Below are 19,396 nucleotides of genomic sequence, written 5' to 3' on the forward strand. Positions count from 1 at the left end.
TATGAAAAAAGTATTATTATTTGCATTTCTGACAGTTGTATTTAGTGCAAACACCACTAAAATGAAAGCACCAAAAAAAACAACTTTTTTCGTAGGAACTTATACAAATGGCGAAAGCAAAGGCATTTATCAATATGAAATTGATGAAAGCGGAATTTTAAAAAGCAAAGGTTTGAAAGCAGAAATTAGCAATCCGTCTTTTTTAGCAAAATCCAAAGACGGAAAAACTTTACTCGCGGTTAATGAAGTTGCGCAAAATGAAACCGGTTTTGTTTCCTCTTTTGCTATTGAAAAAGATTCTTTGATTTTTAAAAGTCAATCAGAAAGTGGTGGAAATCATCCTTGTTTTGTGGCTATCAATGCTAAAAATCAAGTGTTGGTTGCCAATTATTCTGGAGGAAATGTTGGCTTTTTAGAACTAACTTCTGATGGAAAATTATCCAATTTATTAGACGTTCAACAACATTTTGGTAAAGGAACAACCTCAAGACAAGAAGCTCCTCATGCACATTCAGTGTGGTTTCATCCAGCGAATGACGATATCATTTCAGTAGATTTAGGTACCAATCAATTGTGGATTTCAACGATTGATGCTGTTGAAAAAAAGTTTGTTTTTTCAGGGCAAAAAACGCTACAAATGGAAACAGCTGCAGGACCAAGACATTTGACTTTTCATCCCAATAAAAAATGGATTTATGTGTTGAATGAACTCAATAATACCATTTCTTTGGTTGAAAAAATGCGAAATTCTTACAAAATTTCTGCTACAGTTTCTATGATTCCTAAAGATTATGCAACCTATACCAAAGGTGCAGATATTCATGTTTCTAATGATGGGAATTTTTTATATGCTTCCAATCGCGGTCACAATTCAATTACCATTTTTAAAATCAATCATTCAAATGGAACACTTGCTTTGGTTGGTTTTGAATCTGTAAAAGGAGAAACGCCCAGAAATTTTAGTCTAACTCCAGATAATAAATTTTTAATAGTTGCTAATCAAGATACCAATAATATTGTCAGTTTTCAACGAGATTCCAAAACAGGAAAATTGACATTTGTTAGTGAAATTTCAGCGCCAAATCCGGTTTGTGTGTTGTTTTAAGTTCAAAGTTTAAACTTCAAAATTTCGAGTTAAAAATCATAAAATGAAAACAAATTTATCAATAAACGGAAAAAATTATCCAGTGGAAGCTCCAGAAGAGATGCCACTTTTATGGGTAATTAGAGATATCATTGGTTTGACAGGAACTAAATTTGGATGTGGAGTTGGGCAATGTAGTGCTTGTTCAATTTTGGTTGATGGAATTTTGATAAAATCTTGCAGCATGCCACTTTCATTCGGAATTGGAAAAGAAATTACCACTATTGAAGGAACTACAGTTAATTTAGAAATTTTACGTGAAGCATGGCAAGAAGGCAATGTACCACAATGCGGTTATTGTCAATCAGGGCAATTGATAGCTGCAACTTTTTTGTTAGAAAACAATGCAAATCCAACTGATGAAGATATTGACAATGCTATGAGTGGAAATATTTGCAGATGTGGCACCTATTCAAGAATTAGAAAGGCAATTCATAAAGTTGTAGCACTAAAAAATCAAGGATAATGGGTACTATTCAAAAAATTAATCGCAGAGATTTTGTCAAACTTTTTGGATTGACTTCTACAGGAATTATTTTGGGATGTAACATTTCATCAGACAAAAAAGAGTTTATTCCGACTTCGGATGAAAATTCATTTAGTCCCAATGTATTCATCCAAATTCAAAAAAATGGAAACATCACCTTGATGGCTTCTCGTTCTGAAATGGGACAAGGAATCAGAACTTCTTTGGCATCAGCAATTGCCGATGAAATGGAAGCTGATTGGAAGTATATCACTGTAAAACAAGCAATTGGGCATGAAAAATATGGCAATCAAAATACAGATGGTTCTAGAAGTGTACGAACTATTTTAGAGCCAATGCGCAAAATGGGAGCCACTGCAAAAATGATGTTGATTGCTGCTGCTGCTCAAAAATGGAATATTTCTGACAAAGATTGTAAAGCCGAAAATCATTTTATCATTAATCAAAAAACAAGTGAAAAAATATTCTTTGGAGATTTGATTGAGATCGCAACAAAAATGCCAATTCCTGCTGAAAATTCTCTTAAATTGAAAAAAGTTGAAGATTTTAAATACATTGGAAAAACCTTAAAAAGTGTTGATTTAAAAGACTTTACACATGGAACTGCTAAATATGGAATGGATATTCGCATTCCGAATATGAAATTTGCAGCAATTGCAAGATGTCCCGTAACTTTTGGAACTGTAAAAAGTTTTAATTGTTCAGATGCTGAAAAAATTTCAGGAGTTGAAAAAGTCATTCAATTAGATAGAATTGTACCTCCAATTGGTCAATTTTTTGGCGCTTTAGGAGGCGTTGCTGTAATTGCCAATAATACTTGGGCTGCTTTTCAAGGTAAATTGAGTTTGGAAATTGAATGGAATTATGGTGAAAATCACTCTTTTGATTCTCAGAAATTTTCTGAAATCTTGACTCAAAGAGTACATGAAACTGATAAATTAGTTCCAGGAAGTAAAGGAAATGTATCAAAAGCATTCTCTGAAGCTGATAAAACGATTGAAGCAACATACCAGGTTCCTTTTTTAGTGCACACTCCAATGGAAGTTCCGAATGCAACAGCTTGGTTTCAAGGAAATAAAGTAGAAGTTTGGGCTCCAGTACAAGATCCACAAACAGCTAGAGCAGAAATTGCCCATTTTTTTGAAATCCCTTTAGAAAATATTACTGTAAATGTTACTTTTTTAGGAGGTGGTTTTGGACGAAAATCCAAATCAGATTTTGTAGTGGAAGCCGTTGCCTTATCCAAAAAAATAAATGCACCCGTTCAAGTTATTTGGACACGCGAAGATGATGTAAAACACAGTTTTTATCATGCAACAAGTATGCAATATCTCAAAGGAAGCATCAATAAAAAAGGTCAAGTTTCTGGGTGGTTGCAACGAGTTGCTTTGCCATCAATTGTCTCCTCATTCAAACCATTATCTGATTATGCTTCTGGATTTGAATTGAATCAAGGATTTACCAATAATCCTTATGATATCGAAAATTTTAGATTGGAAAATGTAAAAGCGGAAGCACATTTGCGAATAGGTTGGATGCGTTCAGTGGTGCATATTCATAGCGGATTTGCCAACAATTCTTTTGTGGATGAATTGGCTTTTGCAGCCCAAAAAAATCCTGTTGATTTTCAATTGGAATTGATTGGAAAAGATCGAATGATTCAAGGAAAATCAGATTTTCCTTACGATTCAAAACGCATGAAGAAGGTGTTGGAAAATACTGCGAAAATATCAGACTTTAAAAGAAAACGTCCTGAAAATCATGGAATTGGAGTTGCAGTTCATTATAGTTTTTACAGCTATGTTGCTACAGCAGTTGAAGTTTCAGTAATCAATGGAAATTTAAAAGTAGAACAAGTTTGGACAACCATAGATTGTGGTTTGGTTTTGAATAAAGACAACGTAATCAACCAGTTAGAAGGTGCCGCAATTTTCGGAATTTCATTGGCATTATTTGGTAAAATCACTGCAAAAGAAGGTGCTGTAGAGCAGTATAACTTTTTTGATTATCAAATGACCCGAATGAAAGATGCACCTAAAATATCAGTTGAAATTATTGAAGCCATGAATGAACCTGCCACTGGAGTTGGAGAACCTGGCGTACCTGTAATGGCTCCTGCAATTTGCAATGCAATTTTTAATGCTACAGGAAAAAGAATTAGAACTTTGCCAATAATGGATTTTGGACTTAGTTAAAAATATTTTTTAACACTCTTAAACTTGTTTCTTGATACAAATAATCATAGATTCGTGGTTATTATCATAATAGAAAAAACCCCCATTTCAAATGTTACAAAAATTGTAAACTATGATAAAACCAGCACTTCATATCAATGAAAAAGAAAGAATTAAAGAACTTGAATCTTATAATATTCTTGATACCCTTCCTGAAGATGATTATGACAGTATTGTTGCTATTGCCGCAGAAATTTGCAACACGGATATTTCTTTAATTTCTCTGATTGATAGAGATCGTCAGTGGTTTAAATCAAAAATTGGACTTACGGTTGATGAAACTTCGAGAGATGTATCTTTTTGTGCACATGCAATCAATGATGAAAAAAATACTTTTATTGTTGAGGATGCTAAACTTGATGAACGTTTTTTTGACAATCCTCTAGTAACAGGTCCTCCCAAAATATCTTTTTATGCAGGAGTCCCTTTGGTTAGTGATCACGGACTTCCTTTAGGAACATTGTGTGTGTTAGATGAAAAACCTAAAAAATTAACGGAACGTCAATTAAAATCATTAAATGCATTGGCAACGCAGGTAATGAACACTCTGAATCTTAGAAAAAATAATATTGAACTCGAAAATATCTTAAAAAAATTAGAAATTAGAAACGAAGAATTGGAGCGATTTGCCTATGTTGCTGCTCACGATTTAAAATCTCCATTACTCAGTATTTCTGGATTAACACAATTGTTTTCACACAAATACCAATCAATTATTGATGTGCAAGGGTTGGAAATTTTAGGTCATATTGAAAATTCTTCTGAGAAATTAAGAACGTTGATTGATGGATTGTTGGAGTATAGCAAAAGTGAAAATGTATTGCAACAAGAAAAATCTGATATTGATATTGAGAATTTACAATCTGATTTCAAGAGTCTTTTTCGTTATGAAAATGATCTAAAAATCACATTTACCTCTACTCTTAAAACAATTTATACCAATAAAGCCGCTCTGAGCCAAATTTTAATAAACCTAATAACAAATGCCATAAAATATAACGATAAAAATTTTATTGAAATTGAAGTAGGAATTTCTGCTACAGATAGGTTTTATGAAATTTTTGTTCAAGATAATGGACCAGGAATTCCTGCAGAATTTCAAGAGAAGGTTTTTCAAATTTTTAAAGTAATTGCAGGTAAAGATAGATATGGAAAACCCGGTAATGGAATTGGTTTAGCAACTGTTAAAAAAATGGTTGAAAATAGTGGAGGCACTATTCAACTTCAATCAGCCGTGGGTAAAGGAGCAAAATTCATTTTTACACTTGAAAAATAGTTTTCAGTTTTAAAAATTACTCGTTGAATCTTTGTAAATAGTTTTCATAAACCATTTTTATGTTGGAATAGGTGTTTTTAAAAACCATTTCAATTTCATTACTGTTCTTAAAAGCAACCTCTGTAATTCCCTCTTCTAATTGAGGAATAAGTTTTTTGGAATCATCAGAATGCATCAAAAACCAATGAGTTTCTTTCAATTTGATGCCATCAAGAAAATAAATGTGATACGTTGTTATTAATTTTTGAATGATAGATAATTGTTCAATTCCACATTCTTCTTCAACTTCTCTAATTGCTGCATTTTCCGTACTCTCATTTTTTTCGATATGTCCTTTTGGTAAATCCCATACATTGTTTCGGTAAATAAAAAGCACTTCTTTGTTTGGATTGATTACCAAACCTCCAGCTGCTTTAACTACATCAAAATGGGTTAAAAATAATTTCCAATCATCTTCTAAATCAGTAGTATATAAATTAATACCTTTAAAATCATCGTTTTTTAGCTTGTGAATTACTTCATCAATCACAGTATTTTTAAATACATATACAGGAAAATTATTTTCTTTTTTTGAAGAAGATGTGATAATTATTGGCTTATCATTTATAAAAACTTTATACATTTGTGATATGATTATGAACAAAGATACAGCAAAAAAAACTGCCGAACTTTTATTGCAAATTAAAGCAATAAAATTGAGTCCAAACAAACCTTTTACTTGGGCTTCTGGCTGGAAATCTCCTATTTATTGTGACAATAGATTGACACTTTCTTACCCCCCTGTACGAGTTTTTATTAAGGAAGAAATCGCTAAAATTGTCGAATTACAGTATGGAAAACCAGATATTATTGCAGGTGTTGCCACAGGCGCTATTGCTATGGGGGTTTTGGTTGCTCAGCAATTGGGCGTTCCGTTTGTGTATGTGAGACCTGAGCCTAAAAAACATGGTAGACAAAACCAAGTGGAAGGTCATTTAGAAAAAGGACAAAATGTAGTTGTTATTGAAGATTTGATCAGTACAGGAAATAGTAGTTTGCAAGCTGTTGATGCATTGAAAGATGCAGGTGCAGTTATCAAAGGAATGGTAGCTATTTTTACATATGGATTTGATGTTGCAACAAAAAATTTCAACGATAAAAACGTAAATCTGGTCACATTAAGTAATTATCAATATTTGTTAGAGCAAGCTTTGGATAGTAATTATATTAATGAAAATGAGTTAGTTACATTAAAAGAATGGAGTTCAAATCCTAGTGATTGGAAACAATAAAATATATAAATTATGAATATTAATGGCAAAAAAGTAGTAGTTCAAAAATCGCAACAAGCGTTGTATGAATTTTTATCAGATTTGAAGAATTTTGAAAAATTAATGCCAGATTCTATTCAGAAATTTGAAGTTGATGGCGATTCTTTTTTATTCGGATTGAAAGGTATGCCTGAAATTCGATTGATTTTAAAAGAAAAAACTCCTTATTCGAACATTACTTTAGGCGCTGCAAGTAGTAAACTAGATTTTCATTTAGTTGCTGATATCACTGCAATTGATGCCAATTCTTGTGAAGCTCAATTAGATTTTAATGGCGAATTCAATATGATGATGGCAATGATGGTAAAAAAACCATTGACTACTTTTATTGAAACCTTGACAGAAAATATGGAAAAACTTTAAGCAAAGGAAATTTCCTTAATACCAAATTCTCTTTTAGTTTCATTTTCAAGTTCGATAATGATATTGCCTGTTTCGGAAATTCCTCTTATGATTCCTAAAAATAATTCGTTTTCGGTGTTTTTAAACATCATTGCTTTGTGAATTTGATAGAGTACTTTTAGATAGTTATCTTCTAACATTTGGTACTTTTTCTCAGATAAAATCAGTAACTGATTCTGTAATTCAAAACAAATATCTTTGAGTAAATTATCTAACTCAACATCTTTGTGCAAAAGGTTTTTCAAAGAAGTAACATTTTTTAAAGTTTCTGAAAATCTTTCTTGATTTACATTGAGTCCAATTCCAATGATTGAATTTTGAATACTATTTTTTTGAATGGAATTTTCAATCAAAATGCCACATAATTTCTTATTTCCTGACACAATGTCATTTGGCCATTTGATAGCCAAATTTGGAATATTTTTATTTTTTAGGACAGAAAAAATCGATAAACTTACTGCGTAATTCAAATATTTTTTATTGCTAATATCCAGATTTAAATCACATAAATAAACACTAAAAGTGAGGTTTTTATTGGGTTCAGAAACCCATGAACTCTCTTGTTGTCCTCTGCCATTTGTTTGATTTTCGGTAACCACAATTGTAAAGTTCTCTAGGATGGTGTTTTTAGACAAATCTTTTAGAAAAGTATTTGTAGAGTTAATGGCATTAAGTTTGATTAATTTCAATCTGTTAAATTAAGTGTAAAGTAGTTCAATATTAAGCAAATTTGTCGCAAAAAAATAATAACTTTGCGCAAAATTTTAGTAAAAAATTAATGACAAAAAAACAAGTAAGCGCTGACGAATTAATCGCAGTAATTATCAAAGGAATTGATGATGTAAAAGGAGAAAATATTCAATTATTAGATCTTAGAGAAATTGAAAATACCGTATGTGATTATTTTATCATTTGTTCTGGAAACTCCAATACACAAGTAAATGCAATTTCTGGTTCAGTTCAAAAAGTTGTAAGTAAAGAAATAAAAGATAAACCTTGGCATGTTGAAGGTGAAACAAATGCAGAATGGGTTTTGATGGATTATGTAAATGTGGTAGTTCACATTTTTCAAAAGCATGTGAGAGACTTTTATGATATTGAAAGTTTGTGGGGTGATGCAAAAATTACCCAAATAAATCCGGTAAAATTTAATTGATTTTGATATAAATGAGCGATTCAAATAAAGAAAATAAAAATAATACGCCTAAATTTAAATTTAGTTCTTATTGGTTATATGGTGCAGTAATTATTGCAATTATTGCTATTCAGTTTTTTAATAGTGGTGATTTGGCTTCACATACCATTTCAAAAAACAAGTTTGAAGTTTTCTTAAAAGACAATGATATCAAAGAGGTTTTTATCATCAATAAAGATATTGCTCAAATTTATTTAACTCAAGAAGCTTTAAAGAAAGAAGTTCATCAAAAAGCCACATCTTCTCCCTTTTACAGACCAGGATCACCTGTTTATGAATATAATTTTGGGGATTTAAAAAACTTTGAAGATAGCATTTCTAAAGCAAAAGAAGAAAACAGCAATCTGATAATTGATATCAGAAATAAAGAAAAAACAAGCATTTTAGATATGATAATTGGGTTTTTACCATTCATCATTTTAATCGCTGTTTGGTTGTTTTTTATGAGAAGAATGTCAGGCGCAGGTGGTGGTGCAGGAGGTGGTGGACAAATTTTTAGCATTGGAAAATCCAAAGCAAAACTATTTGATAAAGACACTAAAGTAAAAACAACATTCGAAAACGTAGCTGGTCTAGAAGGCGCAAAAGAAGAAGTGCAAGAAATTGTAGATTTCTTAAAAAGTCCAGAAAAATATACATCTTTGGGAGGGAAAATTCCGAAAGGAGCATTGCTAGTTGGACCTCCAGGAACAGGAAAAACATTACTTGCAAAAGCAGTTGCTGGTGAAGCTGGCGTACCATTTTTCTCTTTATCAGGTTCTGATTTTGTGGAAATGTTTGTTGGAGTAGGAGCCTCAAGAGTTCGTGATTTGTTTAAACAAGCAGCACAAAAATCACCTTCAATCATTTTTATTGATGAGATTGATGCGATTGGTAGAGCTCGTGGAAAAAACAGCATGACTGGTGGAAATGATGAACGCGAAAATACCTTGAACCAGTTGTTGACTGAGATGGATGGTTTTGGAACAGATACAAACGTAATTGTATTGGCTGCAACAAACAGAGCTGATGTTTTAGACAAAGCCTTAATGCGTGCAGGTCGTTTTGATCGTCAAATTTATGTTGATTTACCAGATATTCGTGAGAGAAATGAAATTTTTAATGTACATATCAAAACGTTAAAATTAGCGAATGATGTAAATATCGATTTTCTAGCGCAACAAACTCCAGGTTTTTCAGGTGCTGATATTGCAAATATGTGTAATGAAGCTGCTCTAATTGCTGCAAGAACAGGAAAAAAAGCCATTCATCAACAAGATTTTTTAGATGCAGTTGATAGAATTGTAGGTGGTTTAGAAAAGAAAAATAAAATGATTACGCCTAGAGAAAAGAAAGTTATTGCTTTTCATGAAGCTGGTCACGCAACAATTAGTTGGATGTTAGAGCATGCAGCGCCTTTGGTAAAAGTAACTATTGTTCCAAGAGGCCAATCTTTAGGAGCAGCTTGGTATTTGCCAGCAGAAAGAATGATTGTTCAAACTGAACAAATGTTAGATGAAATGTGTGCAACCTTAGGAGGAAGAGCTGCAGAAAAAATCATTTTTGATAAGATTTCAACAGGTGCATTGAGTGACTTAGAAAAAGTTACCAAACAAGCCAGAGCGATGGTAACAGTATACGGATTGAATGATGAAATAGGAAACATCACCTACTATGATTCTTCTGGTAATGATGCATTTGTAAAACCTTACAGCGAAGAAACTGGGAAAAAAATTGATACTGAAATTTCTAAGATGATTGAAACTCAATATCAAAGAGCTTTAAAAATTTTAACGGATAATAAAGAAAAATTAACGACCTTAGCAGAATTGTTATTAGAAAAAGAAGTTATTTTTAAGGATGATTTACTAAAAATCTTTGGTGAAAGGCCTTTCGAATTTGAAGAGTCAATTGTAGAAAAAAAGGTTGTAGAGATTCCAAGTGTTGAAGAAATCACAGAAGAATAATTTTTTATAATGAATTTTTTAAAGAAACTTTTTAACCTTTCAAGTCAAGAAGAGCCTGTTGTTGAAAAACAACCTGTAAATTTGTCTATGGACGATTTGTTTGTCCATAATTTTTTAAAAAAAGGTGGAAAGTTTTTGTATTGTGTTAAAAATTCAGAGGTTATTGAAAATTTAAAAAAAGTACTTTCTGAAAATAATTGGAATGAATTATTTCTACTCAATAAAAATTTAGCAACATTTTTTGATAAAAATGAAGTTACAATAGCTTCAAAATATACTCAAGAAACCCCCGTTTTTTCTACTTGCGAACATTTAATTGCAGACAATGGTGATATTTTATTTTCATCAGACCAAATAGGTAGTACAAGGCTTTCTGATTATCCAAAAAACTTTATCATCTATGCAACTACAAGTCAAATTGTAAAAAATTCAGGACAAGGTTTGACAGGGATAAAAATGAATCATAAACACATATTACCTACCAATATTTCTGCTATAAAAAATTATGAAGTCAATAAATCTGACGATAATTTTTTAAATTACGGCAACAATAATTCAAAAAACTTATATTTGCTGCTTTTAGAAGATTTGTGATATGAGTAACCTTTTTAGAAGGAGTTTTTCGGGAATTGTTTACGTGTTGTTATTCCTTTTTTCAATTTTGTTTTCTCAAGAATCATACTTGGTTTTAATTATCTGTTTTGGATTGTTGTGTTTATGGGAATTTGGAAAAATGATTCAACTCAAATCAATAGCCCCATATATCTTTTTTGGAGTAACTATTTTTTTAATGTTTATCAGGCAAAAAAGCTTCGCAACTACAGGAATACTTTTCATCACATTAGCATCTTCTTTGTTTTTTTCGTATCAACTTTTTACAAAAAAACCTATCATTTATAACACTGAACGAATCAAATTAGGAATTACAATTCGATATATTATTTTTTCCTTTTGTTTTTTAGTTTTATTGCCATTTTCAGACGGAATATTTCATCCGTATTTAATGATTAGTATCTTATCAATCATTTGGATCAATGATTCATTTGCATTTTTGGTTGGTAAAAATTTTGGAAAAAGAAAATTATTCCCCTCAGTTTCTCCTAATAAAACAGTAGAAGGATTTATTGGAGGTATGGTTTTTTCTTTGTTAGCAGCTTTAGTAATTAGTAAGGTTTATCCACATTTTTCATTATTTCATTGGATGATGATAGCGCTAATTGTATCAAATTTAGGAACTATTGGAGATTTGGTTGTTTCAAAATTTAAAAGACAAGCCAATTTAAAAGACAGTGGTAATTTAATGCCAGGACATGGAGGGATTTTAGACAGACTTGATAGTTTGCTGTTTGCTTCACCATTCGTATATTTGTATATAAATTTTATAATATAAAATGATTCGATTTCATAAAGAAGGTTACAAAATAATTTCAATTACATTTATTATTGCAATTGCAATTATTTTAGGAGCAGAAAAAATTTTTCATACTACTTTGGCAATCAAAATTACGCAAGTTTTAACACTTGGCTTTGTAGTTTTAATTTTGCAGTTTTTTAGAAATCCGAATAGAAAAACTACTTTAAATGATGCACATATTATTGCTCCTGTTGACGGAAAAGTAGTAGTGATTGAAGAAGTTGAAGAACCTGAATTTTTTAAAGATAAAAGAATTCAAGTTTCTATTTTTATGTCACCAATCAATGTTCATGTAACAAGATATGCTATGAGTGGAACAATTGCATATAGCAAATATCATCCTGGAAAATATTTGGTAGCTTGGCATCCAAAAGCATCTACTGAAAATGAACGCACAACTGTTGTAATACAAAATGAAACTTTTGGAAACATTTTATACAGACAAATTGCTGGTGCATTAGCGAAAAGAATTGTTAACTACGCTAAAGAAGGAGAAATGGTAACTCAAGGAACTGATGCTGGGTTTATTAAATTCGGTTCAAGAGTTGATTTATTTTTGCCAATTGGTACAAAGATACATGTAAAATTAGGAGATAAAGTAAAAGGAGGTGTCCAAGTCATTGCCGAAAAATAATACTGAAAAAGATTTAGATACTTTATATCAAGAGGCTTTTGATAAAATATCTAAATTAAAAAAAGGAGTCGCTCCTGATGTGATGTTGCGTTTTTATGCCTACTACAAACAAGCCAACTATGGTAATAATTTTACGTTCAACAGTGGATCAAATTTAATTAGTGGTTTTAAATTTAACGCTTGGATGCAATTGAACGGAATGTCTTCAGAGGATGCAAAAAGAGAATATATTGCATTGGCAAACACCATATTAACAGATAAAAATCAAACGAAATGAAAAAAATCATCGCTACTATTTTTTTAGGAATTTTAATTATTTCAACTGCAATTTCTTGTAAATCAGAGTCAAAGAAAGATTCTTCAGATGATTCTGAAAAAATTGCTGCACCATTTGCAATAAAATACGCAAAAAATGAAATAAATTTTACCGCTTATAAAACAACCGAAAAAATACCAGTTGGAGGTCAATTTTCTAAGGTTGATATTGTTTCAGGTGGAACTGGAAATAGTGTAAAAGAGGCAGTTCATAATACACAGTTTTCAATTCCGGTTAGTAGTTTGCTAACTAAAGATTCAAGCAGAGATTATAAAATTAAAAAATTCTTTTTTGGAGTAATGAATAATACTGAGTTACTTTCAGGAAAACTAATAATTTCCGACGATAGCAATGGAATTGCAAAAATTACAATGAATGGAGAAACACAAGACGTACCTTTTACGTATACCATCGTTGATAAAACCTTCAATATGCAAGCATCCATTGATATTAATAATTGGAATGCATCTGCTGCATTAGCATCTTTGAATAAAGTTTGCGAAGATTTACACAAAGGTTCTGATGGAGTTTCTGTAACTTGGAGTGAAGTTGCACTGAATATTACTTCAACTTTCAATTAAAATAAGAATTTATAAACTTTTTAACGCTTTTTCAAGTGTATCAAATCGAAAAGAAAAACCAGTCTTTTCGATTTTTTTTGCAGAAATTCTACTTCCTTCCAATAAGATTATTGCCATTTCACCAAACATTATTTTCAAAACAAAACTAGGAACAGGAAAATCAACAAAAGGTTTTTGGACACTTTTTGCCAACTCTTTTGAAAATGAATAACTAGTTTGATGTTCAGGGGCAACAGCATTGTAAATTCCAGTTAAATTATTTTCAATAGCTTTCAGATACATTTCGCACAAATCGTCAATATGAATCCAAGGTAAATTTTGTTTTCCTGAACCTAAAGGAGTAATTATAGGAGTTTTCATTTTTTCTAAAGCACCACCATTTGAAGATAAAACAACACCAGTTCTTAAAATAGTTACAGGAATTTGCTCTTTTGCAAATTGCATTGCAGCTGCTTCCCATTTTATACAGATTTCTGCTAAAAAATCATTGCCAGCTATAGCAGTTTCTTCAAAAACGACTTCCGAAGTTACAGCACCATAATAGCCAATTCCTGATGCAGAAATAAAACCTTTCAAAGGAATTTTACGTTTTTTTACATAGTTAAAAAGAAGATTTGCAGAATGCACTCTACTATCAATCAATTCTTTTTTTCGTTTATTTGACCAACGTTCGTCAGCAATTCCAGCACCAGCCAAATGAATGATAAAATCAATATTTTCAAAGGCTTTCTCATCAATAGTGTTTTTTGCAATATCCCATTTAAACTCGTTTTTTTCAGAGGGTTTTCTGCTTAAAATTGCTACTTCATGATTTCTCTCTATCAATAATTGGGTAAGTTTGTTTCCTATCAAACCTGTACCACCAGTAATTAAAATTTTTGCCATATTGTAAAGATAAAAAAACCGCAATCGAAAAGATTGCGGTTTGAATAATAAATAATTATTAAATTATTTTATTTCTTTTAAAGCATTGGTAATCAATGTTTTTAAATGATTTTTGTGAGCAATTGTTGCCAAATCTCCAGTTCCATTACTTACCCAAGTTTTAATGTTATTCAAATTGTGAATAGCCATAGATTGAGAAGCTACTGAAAAACGACTACTTGTATTTCCTGTAATCATCGCAATTAATCTTTTTACATAGACTGCTTGTAAGTTTTGACGGAAAGAATTGATAGATCCAGAAACATCTGGCTTGAACATCATGTTGTTTAAATCAGACATGAATGTAGATAATTTGTATTGATTTCCGTATAATTCTGAGTCAGATATTCTTTGTAAAGTATTTGGATGCATGATATGAGCTAAAACGCTTGTTTGATATCCTAATACTTGATCGTGAATTTTTGGATCTTCAGTTCCACCAGAGAAATTATAACCTCTTCTTTGTCTTGCGATGTAATTGTAAACATCATTTGGGGTATCAAAAGCATTCGGAGCGAAAATGTATTTGTTCAATGCATTCATAGCTCTTTTTTGATCTTTTAAACTAACGGGTGTATAAGGTTGTGTAGCACCTTCTTGGCCAAAAGTAGCTCTGTCAACATACACCCCTCCAATATATCTAGAAATAACTCCACCTGCAATTGAAGATTGACTGTGAAGTGTATAATAGGCTCTTCTTAATTCTTCAAAAGTTTGTCCTTTTTTGGTAAATTGAGTTTTGATTTTTTTCATCATGTCATTTACCAATTCAATTCTGTTAATAGAATAAGTAATAGCATCACTAGACAAATCACCAATCATAACTCTTGGATCAATAGCTTTTCCTGGAGATCGCATATCATCTGCGTCGTTTCCAAAAATCAATTCAGGCTGAGTTGATTTATTCAACAAAGCCTCTTTTTCAGCGTCATTTTTAAATGGTGTATATCCAAATTGAATAGCCCAAATGTCATAAGGACCAACGTTCATGTCATAATATTGCCCTTGTTTGCTTCTGTCATTGGTAATATTGATTCCTGCATAATCCATCACAGATCCAGTCAACGCTTTTCCTTTGATAAATTCTTTATCAGCTAATTGCTCAGGAGTAAATAATTGACTCGCTTTCATATTGTGGCTCAATCCTAAAGTATGTCCAACTTCGTGCATAATTAACGATTTCATCCCTTCTTTTTTGATAGCTTCCATATCTAAATCAGATGCACCCGTTGCTTGTAAAACAGTTGTACCTAGTTGTAAATTTTCGTGCATGATATGACCAGCAGAACACATCAATAAGTTTTCTTTAGCTAAGAACTTTTTGAACTCCAATTCTTGTGGAGTTTCTAATTTCATGTTTGCTGAAGCATTGTTGAATAACTTGTCTTGGAAAACTCTGTTAGTAAAATGAACAAATTCTAACATGATATCAGCACCTAAAATTTCTCCAGTTCTTGGATTTACGAAACTTGGTCCATAACCACCAAAAGGAGGATTTGGAGAAGATGTCCAACGTAAAACGTTATAACGTACATCTCCTGCATCCCAATCAGCATCATCAGGTTGTACTTTTACAACCATTGCATTTTTAAAACCTGCTTTTTCAAAAGCTTCGTTCCAAGCCAAAACACCCTCTTTAATGGTTTCTCTCCACTCTACAGGAGTTGTATTTTCAATCCACCAAGTTATAGGAGTTACAGGTTCTGAAATGGCAGCATTTGGGTCTTTTTTCACCAATTTCCATCTGTGAATCATATCTCTATAATTGATGGTTTCAGTGGTAGTCATGTCATTTGTTTGCGTTAAAAAATAACCAACTCTTGGATCATCCATTCTTGGTTCATAATCATCAGCAGGCATGTTCATAAACGTATGGAACACTTTTATTGCAACACTTCTGCCATCAGTTACTGCCTCAGAACCACCATTCATTACTGAAGGATTGTAATACACATATTCAGTCTTAATATTGGTGTTCTCTGGGTAATTTTTAATCGCTTCTATTTTTGATCTGCTTTTGTCAAAGTTTCCTAAAGTAAATGCAAATGGAGACGCTCCAGGAAATCTTGGTCTTTTAATCGTTGTAAATGTTTCTGATAAAAATAATCCATCAGCTTCAATTAAATATTCTCCTTTTTTTTCATCAGCAACTAAAACTTTTCCGGTTGCAATTACTGCATCACTGATATTAGCTTCTGCAGATTTTGAAATTGCATTGTTTTTGTCAAAATAAAAAGCTGTATTTGGAGCAACAAAATCGATTCTATCAAAATATTGTTTGATATGAAATACGGATGAACCTTGGTATGATCCTCTAAAATGACCAGCTTCAGTAACTCCGTCAGCAATTTGAGCGAAATAAATAAAATCTTTGTTTAATTGATCTTTTTTCACCAAAAGTTTCACACCACCAGTTACAGTGTCTTGAAAAATAGTGAAAAGACCCTCAATTTTTTTGCTACTTTTAGTCAAATCAGCCACAGTTTTATCCTTTTTAGCGGGAGGTGTTGGATTTGGAGTAACAATTTCTTTAGAGTCCTTTTTTTTCTTTCTTTGAGCATTTATGTCTTGAACACCAGCAACAGATAGTGTTAAGACAAAAAGCCAAAAAAACAAGAGTTTGTTTGAATACATTGTTTTCATTGTAATTTGAATTTATGATATAAGATGTTAAGGTAGTTTTTGTGCCCGTATTTGACTGTTAATTTTATGATAAAATTAAGAACTCAATGCAATAAAAGTTTTTTTGTTAAAATTTTTATAAGGTCAAATATCATATCCTCAATTCATTTTAGAATGTTGTATTTTTATGCCAATGAAAAAAAACAATAAAAAAGGATTCGTTTTTACTTCTTTTGAGCCTGAGGATCAATCGCCTTTTGAGAAACTTTTTGAGATTTTCAAAGAGCTAATTACCTATACTTCTGGAGATTTTGACGAAGCGATTGATTGGCTTCGTTCTTTGGATAAAGAATACAAATTGACAGATGAACATTATACAATTGATGATTTTGTTGAAGATTTAAAAAAGAAAGGTTATATCAAAGAAGAAATTGATCCAAATGGAGTTGGAGGAACTAAAATAACTCCCAAAACGGAACGTGCTATTCGTCAACAAGCACTCAAACACATTTTTGGAAAAATCAAAAAAAGTGGTTCTGGAAATCACAAAAGTAAATCTCCTGGTTTGGGAGATGAACATACAGGTGATTTTAGAGAGTATCAATTTGGAGATAATTTAGACAAAGTTTCAATCACTGAAAGTTTAAAAAACGCGCAAGTCAATCATGGAGTTCAAGATTTTACACTTTCAGAAAATGATTTGGTGGTAGAAGAAACCCTTCACAAATCGCAAATGAGCACTGTTTTGATGATTGATATCAGTCATTCTATGATTTTATATGGCGAAGACAGAATTACGCCTGCCAAAAAAGTAGCAATGGCCTTGGCTGAATTGATCACCACACGTTATCCAAAAGATACGTTGGATATCATCGTTTTTGGAAATGATGCTTGGACAATTGACATCAAAGAATTACCGTATTTACAAGTGGGACCTTATCACACAAATACAGTAGCAGGCTTGCAATTGGCAATGGATTTATTACGTAGAAAACGAAATACCAACAAACAAATTTTTATGATTACCGACGGAAAACCAAGTTGTTTGCGTTTGCCAGATGGACAATATTATAAAAATAGCAATGGTTTAGATACATACATTGTTAATAAATGTTATGCAATGGCACAACAAGCTCGAAAATTGCACATTCCAATAACCACCTTTATGATTGCTCAAGATCCTTATTTGATGCAGTTTGTGAGTGCTTTTACCAACGCAAATCAAGGAAAAGCATTTTATACAGGTTTAAAAGGTTTAGGAGAAATGATTTTTGAAGATTACGAAAACAATCGAAAAAAGAGAATAAGAGGGTAAAAATTAGCAATTAGTTGTTAGCTTTTAGCTTTCACAAGGAAAAAACATTAATTAAAATAGCTAAAAGCAAAATGCTAAAAGCTAAAAGAGAAAAATGAATTTAGAAAATATTAAAACACTAGGAGATTTAAAGAAATTAGGATATCAATCAAAATCGATAAAAGATGAGTTGAGAGAAAATCTTATTAGTAAAATCATGAACAAAGAAACCATTTTTAAAGGTGTTCATGGTTATGAAAATACAGTAATTCCTGAATTAGAAAGAGCGATTTTGAGTAAGCACAATATCAATTTATTGGGTTTGCGTGGACAAGCAAAAACACGTTTGGCAAGATTGATGGTAGATCTTTTGGATGAATATATTCCTGTAGTAGAAGGTTCAGAAATCAATGATGATCCTTTTTGTCCTATATCAAGATTTGCCAAAGAATTGATTAAGGAAAAAGGAGATGAAACTCCTATTTTTTGGTTGCATAGAAACGAACGTTTTGCCGAAAAATTAGCAACTCCAGATGTAACTGTTGCTGATATTATTGGAGATATTGATCCTATAAAAGCAGCCAATTTAAAATTGAGTTATGCTGATGACAGAGTGATTCATTTCGGAATGATTCCAAGAGCAAACAGATGCATTTTTGTCATCAATGAATTACCCGATTTGCAAGCAAGAATTCAAGTTGCTCTATTTAATATTCTACAAGAAGGTGATATTCAAATTCGTGGATTTAAATTGCGTTTGCCTTTGGATATGCAATTTGTTTTTACCGCAAATCCTGAAGATTATACCAACAGAGGAAGCATAGTTACGCCTTTAAAAGACAGAATTGGTTCTCAAATTTTAACCCATTATCCTCAAGATATTGAAACTGCAAAAATCATCACACAACAAGAAGCTCAAAAAGTAAGTGCTCAAAAAGAAAATATAAAAGTTCCAGAATTGGCAAAAGATTTACTAGAGCAAGTGGTTTTTGAAGCGCGAGAAAGCGAATTTATTGATGCGAAAAGTGGCGTAAGTGCACGTTTAAGTATTTCTGCATATGAAAATTTATTGAGTACTGCTGAGCGAAGAGCATTGATATCTGGTGATTCCTACACAACAGTTCGTTTGGGTGATTTTGATGGAATTATTCCTGCAATCACAGGAAAAGTTGAATTGGTGTATGAAGGTGAGCAAGAAGGAGCGCATGTTGTTGCCGAAAATTTGATTCACAAAGCAATAAAATCATTATTTCCAACCTATTTTCCTGAAATTAAAAAATTAGAAAAGCAACATGAAGATACTCCTTATGATGAAATTATTTCTTGGTTTTTCAATGCAGATGAAGATTTTGAATTGTTAGATGATTTTACTGAAATTCAATACCAAAATGAGTTGGATAGAATTACTGCTTTAGATGATTTTTTGATAAAGCATCAACCAAATATGATTGTTGAAGATCGCTATTTTGTAAAAGAATTTGTTTTATGGGGATTGGTAGAATTTAAAAAGTTAAGCAAATATAGATTTGCTGAAGGAACCCAATTTAAAGATCCGTACAGTAATTTTATGAATGGGTTGTAATAATAAAGGCATCTAATCCTAGATTAGATGCCTAA

At 31.7% G+C, this 19,396-nt stretch carries 19 protein-coding genes; 15 read left to right on the top strand and 4 right to left on the bottom strand.

Annotation, left to right across the window (positions count from 1 at the left end; all coding sequences use genetic code 11):
* The first annotated feature begins 1 nt into the window (after position 1).
* The 4 genes from WHA43_RS12145 to WHA43_RS12160 all read left to right on the top strand — a co-directional run bounded on the left by WHA43_RS12145 (position 2) and on the right by WHA43_RS12160 (position 5,141).
* Positions 2-1,105 (top strand): lactonase family protein, encoded by a 1,104-nt coding sequence (locus tag WHA43_RS12145; RefSeq protein ID WP_105045002.1) that lies wholly within the window; start codon positions 2-4, stop codon positions 1,103-1,105.
* 43 nt (positions 1,106-1,148) lie between these two features.
* Positions 1,149-1,610 (top strand): (2Fe-2S)-binding protein, encoded by a 462-nt coding sequence (locus WHA43_RS12150; RefSeq protein ID WP_105045003.1) that lies wholly within the window; start codon positions 1,149-1,151, stop codon positions 1,608-1,610.
* Positions 1,610-3,826: a xanthine dehydrogenase family protein molybdopterin-binding subunit gene (locus WHA43_RS12155; RefSeq protein ID WP_105045004.1), complete on the top strand. Its 2,217-nt coding sequence runs from the start codon at positions 1,610-1,612 to the stop codon at positions 3,824-3,826. Before WHA43_RS12150 ends, WHA43_RS12155 begins: the two co-directional genes overlap by 1 nt.
* A 112-nt stretch (positions 3,827-3,938) precedes the next feature.
* On the top strand, positions 3,939-5,141 hold the full coding sequence (locus WHA43_RS12160; protein ID WP_105045005.1) for a sensor histidine kinase: 1,203 nt from the start codon (positions 3,939-3,941) through the stop codon (positions 5,139-5,141).
* A 16-nt stretch (positions 5,142-5,157) separates the two neighbouring features.
* Here the strand turns inward: WHA43_RS12160 and WHA43_RS12165 are convergent, their stop codons facing one another.
* Positions 5,158-5,763, bottom strand: a complete 606-nt coding sequence (locus WHA43_RS12165) for an NUDIX hydrolase (RefSeq protein ID WP_105047212.1) — start codon at positions 5,761-5,763, stop codon at positions 5,158-5,160.
* Between the two features lie 7 nt (positions 5,764-5,770).
* Here WHA43_RS12165 and pyrE point away from each other — a divergent pair, with 7 nt between their 5' ends.
* Complete coding sequence (gene pyrE / locus WHA43_RS12170; protein ID WP_105045006.1) at positions 5,771-6,412, top strand: orotate phosphoribosyltransferase; 642 nt, start codon at positions 5,771-5,773, stop codon at positions 6,410-6,412.
* A 12-nt stretch (positions 6,413-6,424) separates the two neighbouring features.
* Positions 6,425-6,814, top strand: coding sequence for an orotate phosphoribosyltransferase (locus WHA43_RS12175; RefSeq protein WP_105045007.1), 390 nt, complete (start codon positions 6,425-6,427; stop codon positions 6,812-6,814).
* On the opposite strand, the gene WHA43_RS12180 is transcribed toward WHA43_RS12175, so the two are convergent.
* Positions 6,811-7,542 (bottom strand): biotin--[acetyl-CoA-carboxylase] ligase, encoded by a 732-nt coding sequence (locus WHA43_RS12180; RefSeq protein WP_105045008.1) that lies wholly within the window; start codon positions 7,540-7,542, stop codon positions 6,811-6,813. The genes WHA43_RS12175 and WHA43_RS12180 overlap by 4 nt on opposite strands.
* An 89-nt stretch (positions 7,543-7,631) precedes the next feature.
* Here WHA43_RS12180 and rsfS point away from each other — a divergent pair, with 89 nt between their 5' ends.
* The 7 genes from rsfS to WHA43_RS12215 are packed head-to-tail and all read left to right on the top strand — an operon-like array spanning position 7,632 to position 12,939.
* Positions 7,632-8,009: a ribosome silencing factor gene (rsfS, locus tag WHA43_RS12185; RefSeq protein WP_105045009.1), complete on the top strand. Its 378-nt coding sequence runs from the start codon at positions 7,632-7,634 to the stop codon at positions 8,007-8,009.
* A gap of 11 nt (positions 8,010-8,020) precedes the next feature.
* On the top strand, positions 8,021-9,994 hold the full coding sequence (gene ftsH, locus WHA43_RS12190; RefSeq protein WP_105045010.1) for an ATP-dependent zinc metalloprotease FtsH: 1,974 nt from the start codon (positions 8,021-8,023) through the stop codon (positions 9,992-9,994).
* Between the two features lie 9 nt (positions 9,995-10,003).
* Positions 10,004-10,588, top strand: coding sequence for a hypothetical protein (locus WHA43_RS12195; RefSeq protein ID WP_105045011.1), 585 nt, complete (start codon positions 10,004-10,006; stop codon positions 10,586-10,588).
* A 1-nt stretch (position 10,589) separates the two neighbouring features.
* The gene (locus WHA43_RS12200; RefSeq protein WP_105045012.1) at positions 10,590-11,384 is read left to right on the top strand and encodes a phosphatidate cytidylyltransferase; all 795 of its coding nucleotides are present in this window, start codon (positions 10,590-10,592) and stop codon (positions 11,382-11,384) included.
* A 1-nt stretch (position 11,385) separates the two neighbouring features.
* Positions 11,386-12,042 carry a phosphatidylserine decarboxylase family protein gene (locus WHA43_RS12205; protein ID WP_105045013.1) on the top strand — a complete coding sequence of 219 codons (657 nt, stop codon included), beginning with the start codon at positions 11,386-11,388 and terminating at the stop codon, positions 12,040-12,042.
* Positions 12,029-12,319: an acyl-CoA-binding protein gene (locus WHA43_RS12210; RefSeq protein WP_105045014.1), complete on the top strand. Its 291-nt coding sequence runs from the start codon at positions 12,029-12,031 to the stop codon at positions 12,317-12,319. The genes WHA43_RS12205 and WHA43_RS12210 overlap by 14 nt, the downstream gene beginning before the upstream one ends.
* A complete protein-coding gene (locus tag WHA43_RS12215; protein ID WP_105045015.1) occupies positions 12,316-12,939 on the top strand; it encodes a YceI family protein in 624 nt (207 codons plus the stop codon). The genes WHA43_RS12210 and WHA43_RS12215 overlap by 4 nt, the downstream gene beginning before the upstream one ends.
* Positions 12,940-12,948: 9 nt before the next feature.
* On the opposite strand, the gene WHA43_RS12220 is transcribed toward WHA43_RS12215, so the two are convergent.
* Both WHA43_RS12220 and WHA43_RS12225 read right to left on the bottom strand, forming a co-directional pair.
* A complete protein-coding gene (locus WHA43_RS12220; RefSeq protein ID WP_105045016.1) occupies positions 12,949-13,824 on the bottom strand; it encodes a TIGR01777 family oxidoreductase in 876 nt (291 codons plus the stop codon).
* A 63-nt stretch (positions 13,825-13,887) separates the two neighbouring features.
* Positions 13,888-16,506, bottom strand: coding sequence for a zinc-dependent metalloprotease (locus tag WHA43_RS12225; protein WP_226742827.1), 2,619 nt, complete (start codon positions 16,504-16,506; stop codon positions 13,888-13,890).
* A gap of 172 nt (positions 16,507-16,678) precedes the next feature.
* Between WHA43_RS12225 and WHA43_RS12230 the strand changes: the two genes are divergently transcribed.
* Together WHA43_RS12230 and WHA43_RS12235 are read left to right on the top strand one after the other, a co-directional pair.
* Complete coding sequence (locus WHA43_RS12230; protein ID WP_105047214.1) at positions 16,679-17,800, top strand: vWA domain-containing protein; 1,122 nt, start codon at positions 16,679-16,681, stop codon at positions 17,798-17,800.
* Positions 17,801-17,894: 94 nt separating this feature from the next.
* On the top strand, positions 17,895-19,361 hold the full coding sequence (locus WHA43_RS12235; RefSeq protein ID WP_105045017.1) for a magnesium chelatase: 1,467 nt from the start codon (positions 17,895-17,897) through the stop codon (positions 19,359-19,361).
* Positions 19,362-19,396: the final 35 nt, after the last annotated feature.

Origin of the sequence: Polaribacter gangjinensis (assembly GCF_038024125.1) — a bacterium.
In the GTDB taxonomy this organism is placed as follows: domain Bacteria; phylum Bacteroidota; class Bacteroidia; order Flavobacteriales; family Flavobacteriaceae; genus Polaribacter; species Polaribacter gangjinensis.

Coding starts and splice junctions, on each gene's coding strand:
- WHA43_RS12200 (WP_105045012.1), top strand. CDS start 10,590: ATGAGTAACCTTTTTAGAAGGAGTTTTTCGGGAATTGTTTACGTGTTG.
- WHA43_RS12225 (WP_226742827.1), bottom strand. CDS start 16,506: ATGAAAACAATGTATTCAAACAAACTCTTGTTTTTTTGGCTTTTTGTC.
- WHA43_RS12230 (WP_105047214.1), top strand. CDS start 16,679: ATGAAAAAAAACAATAAAAAAGGATTCGTTTTTACTTCTTTTGAGCCT.
- WHA43_RS12145 (WP_105045002.1), top strand. CDS start 2: ATGAAAAAAGTATTATTATTTGCATTTCTGACAGTTGTATTTAGTGCA.
- WHA43_RS12175 (WP_105045007.1), top strand. CDS start 6,425: ATGAATATTAATGGCAAAAAAGTAGTAGTTCAAAAATCGCAACAAGCG.
- WHA43_RS12215 (WP_105045015.1), top strand. CDS start 12,316: ATGAAAAAAATCATCGCTACTATTTTTTTAGGAATTTTAATTATTTCA.
- WHA43_RS12195 (WP_105045011.1), top strand. CDS start 10,004: ATGAATTTTTTAAAGAAACTTTTTAACCTTTCAAGTCAAGAAGAGCCT.
- WHA43_RS12235 (WP_105045017.1), top strand. CDS start 17,895: ATGAATTTAGAAAATATTAAAACACTAGGAGATTTAAAGAAATTAGGA.
- WHA43_RS12165 (WP_105047212.1), bottom strand. CDS start 5,763: ATGTATAAAGTTTTTATAAATGATAAGCCAATAATTATCACATCTTCT.
- WHA43_RS12150 (WP_105045003.1), top strand. CDS start 1,149: ATGAAAACAAATTTATCAATAAACGGAAAAAATTATCCAGTGGAAGCT.
- WHA43_RS12205 (WP_105045013.1), top strand. CDS start 11,386: ATGATTCGATTTCATAAAGAAGGTTACAAAATAATTTCAATTACATTT.
- WHA43_RS12220 (WP_105045016.1), bottom strand. CDS start 13,824: ATGGCAAAAATTTTAATTACTGGTGGTACAGGTTTGATAGGAAACAAA.
- WHA43_RS12160 (WP_105045005.1), top strand. CDS start 3,939: ATGATAAAACCAGCACTTCATATCAATGAAAAAGAAAGAATTAAAGAA.
- WHA43_RS12155 (WP_105045004.1), top strand. CDS start 1,610: ATGGGTACTATTCAAAAAATTAATCGCAGAGATTTTGTCAAACTTTTT.
- ftsH (WP_105045010.1), top strand. CDS start 8,021: ATGAGCGATTCAAATAAAGAAAATAAAAATAATACGCCTAAATTTAAA.
- rsfS (WP_105045009.1), top strand. CDS start 7,632: ATGACAAAAAAACAAGTAAGCGCTGACGAATTAATCGCAGTAATTATC.
- pyrE (WP_105045006.1), top strand. CDS start 5,771: ATGATTATGAACAAAGATACAGCAAAAAAAACTGCCGAACTTTTATTG.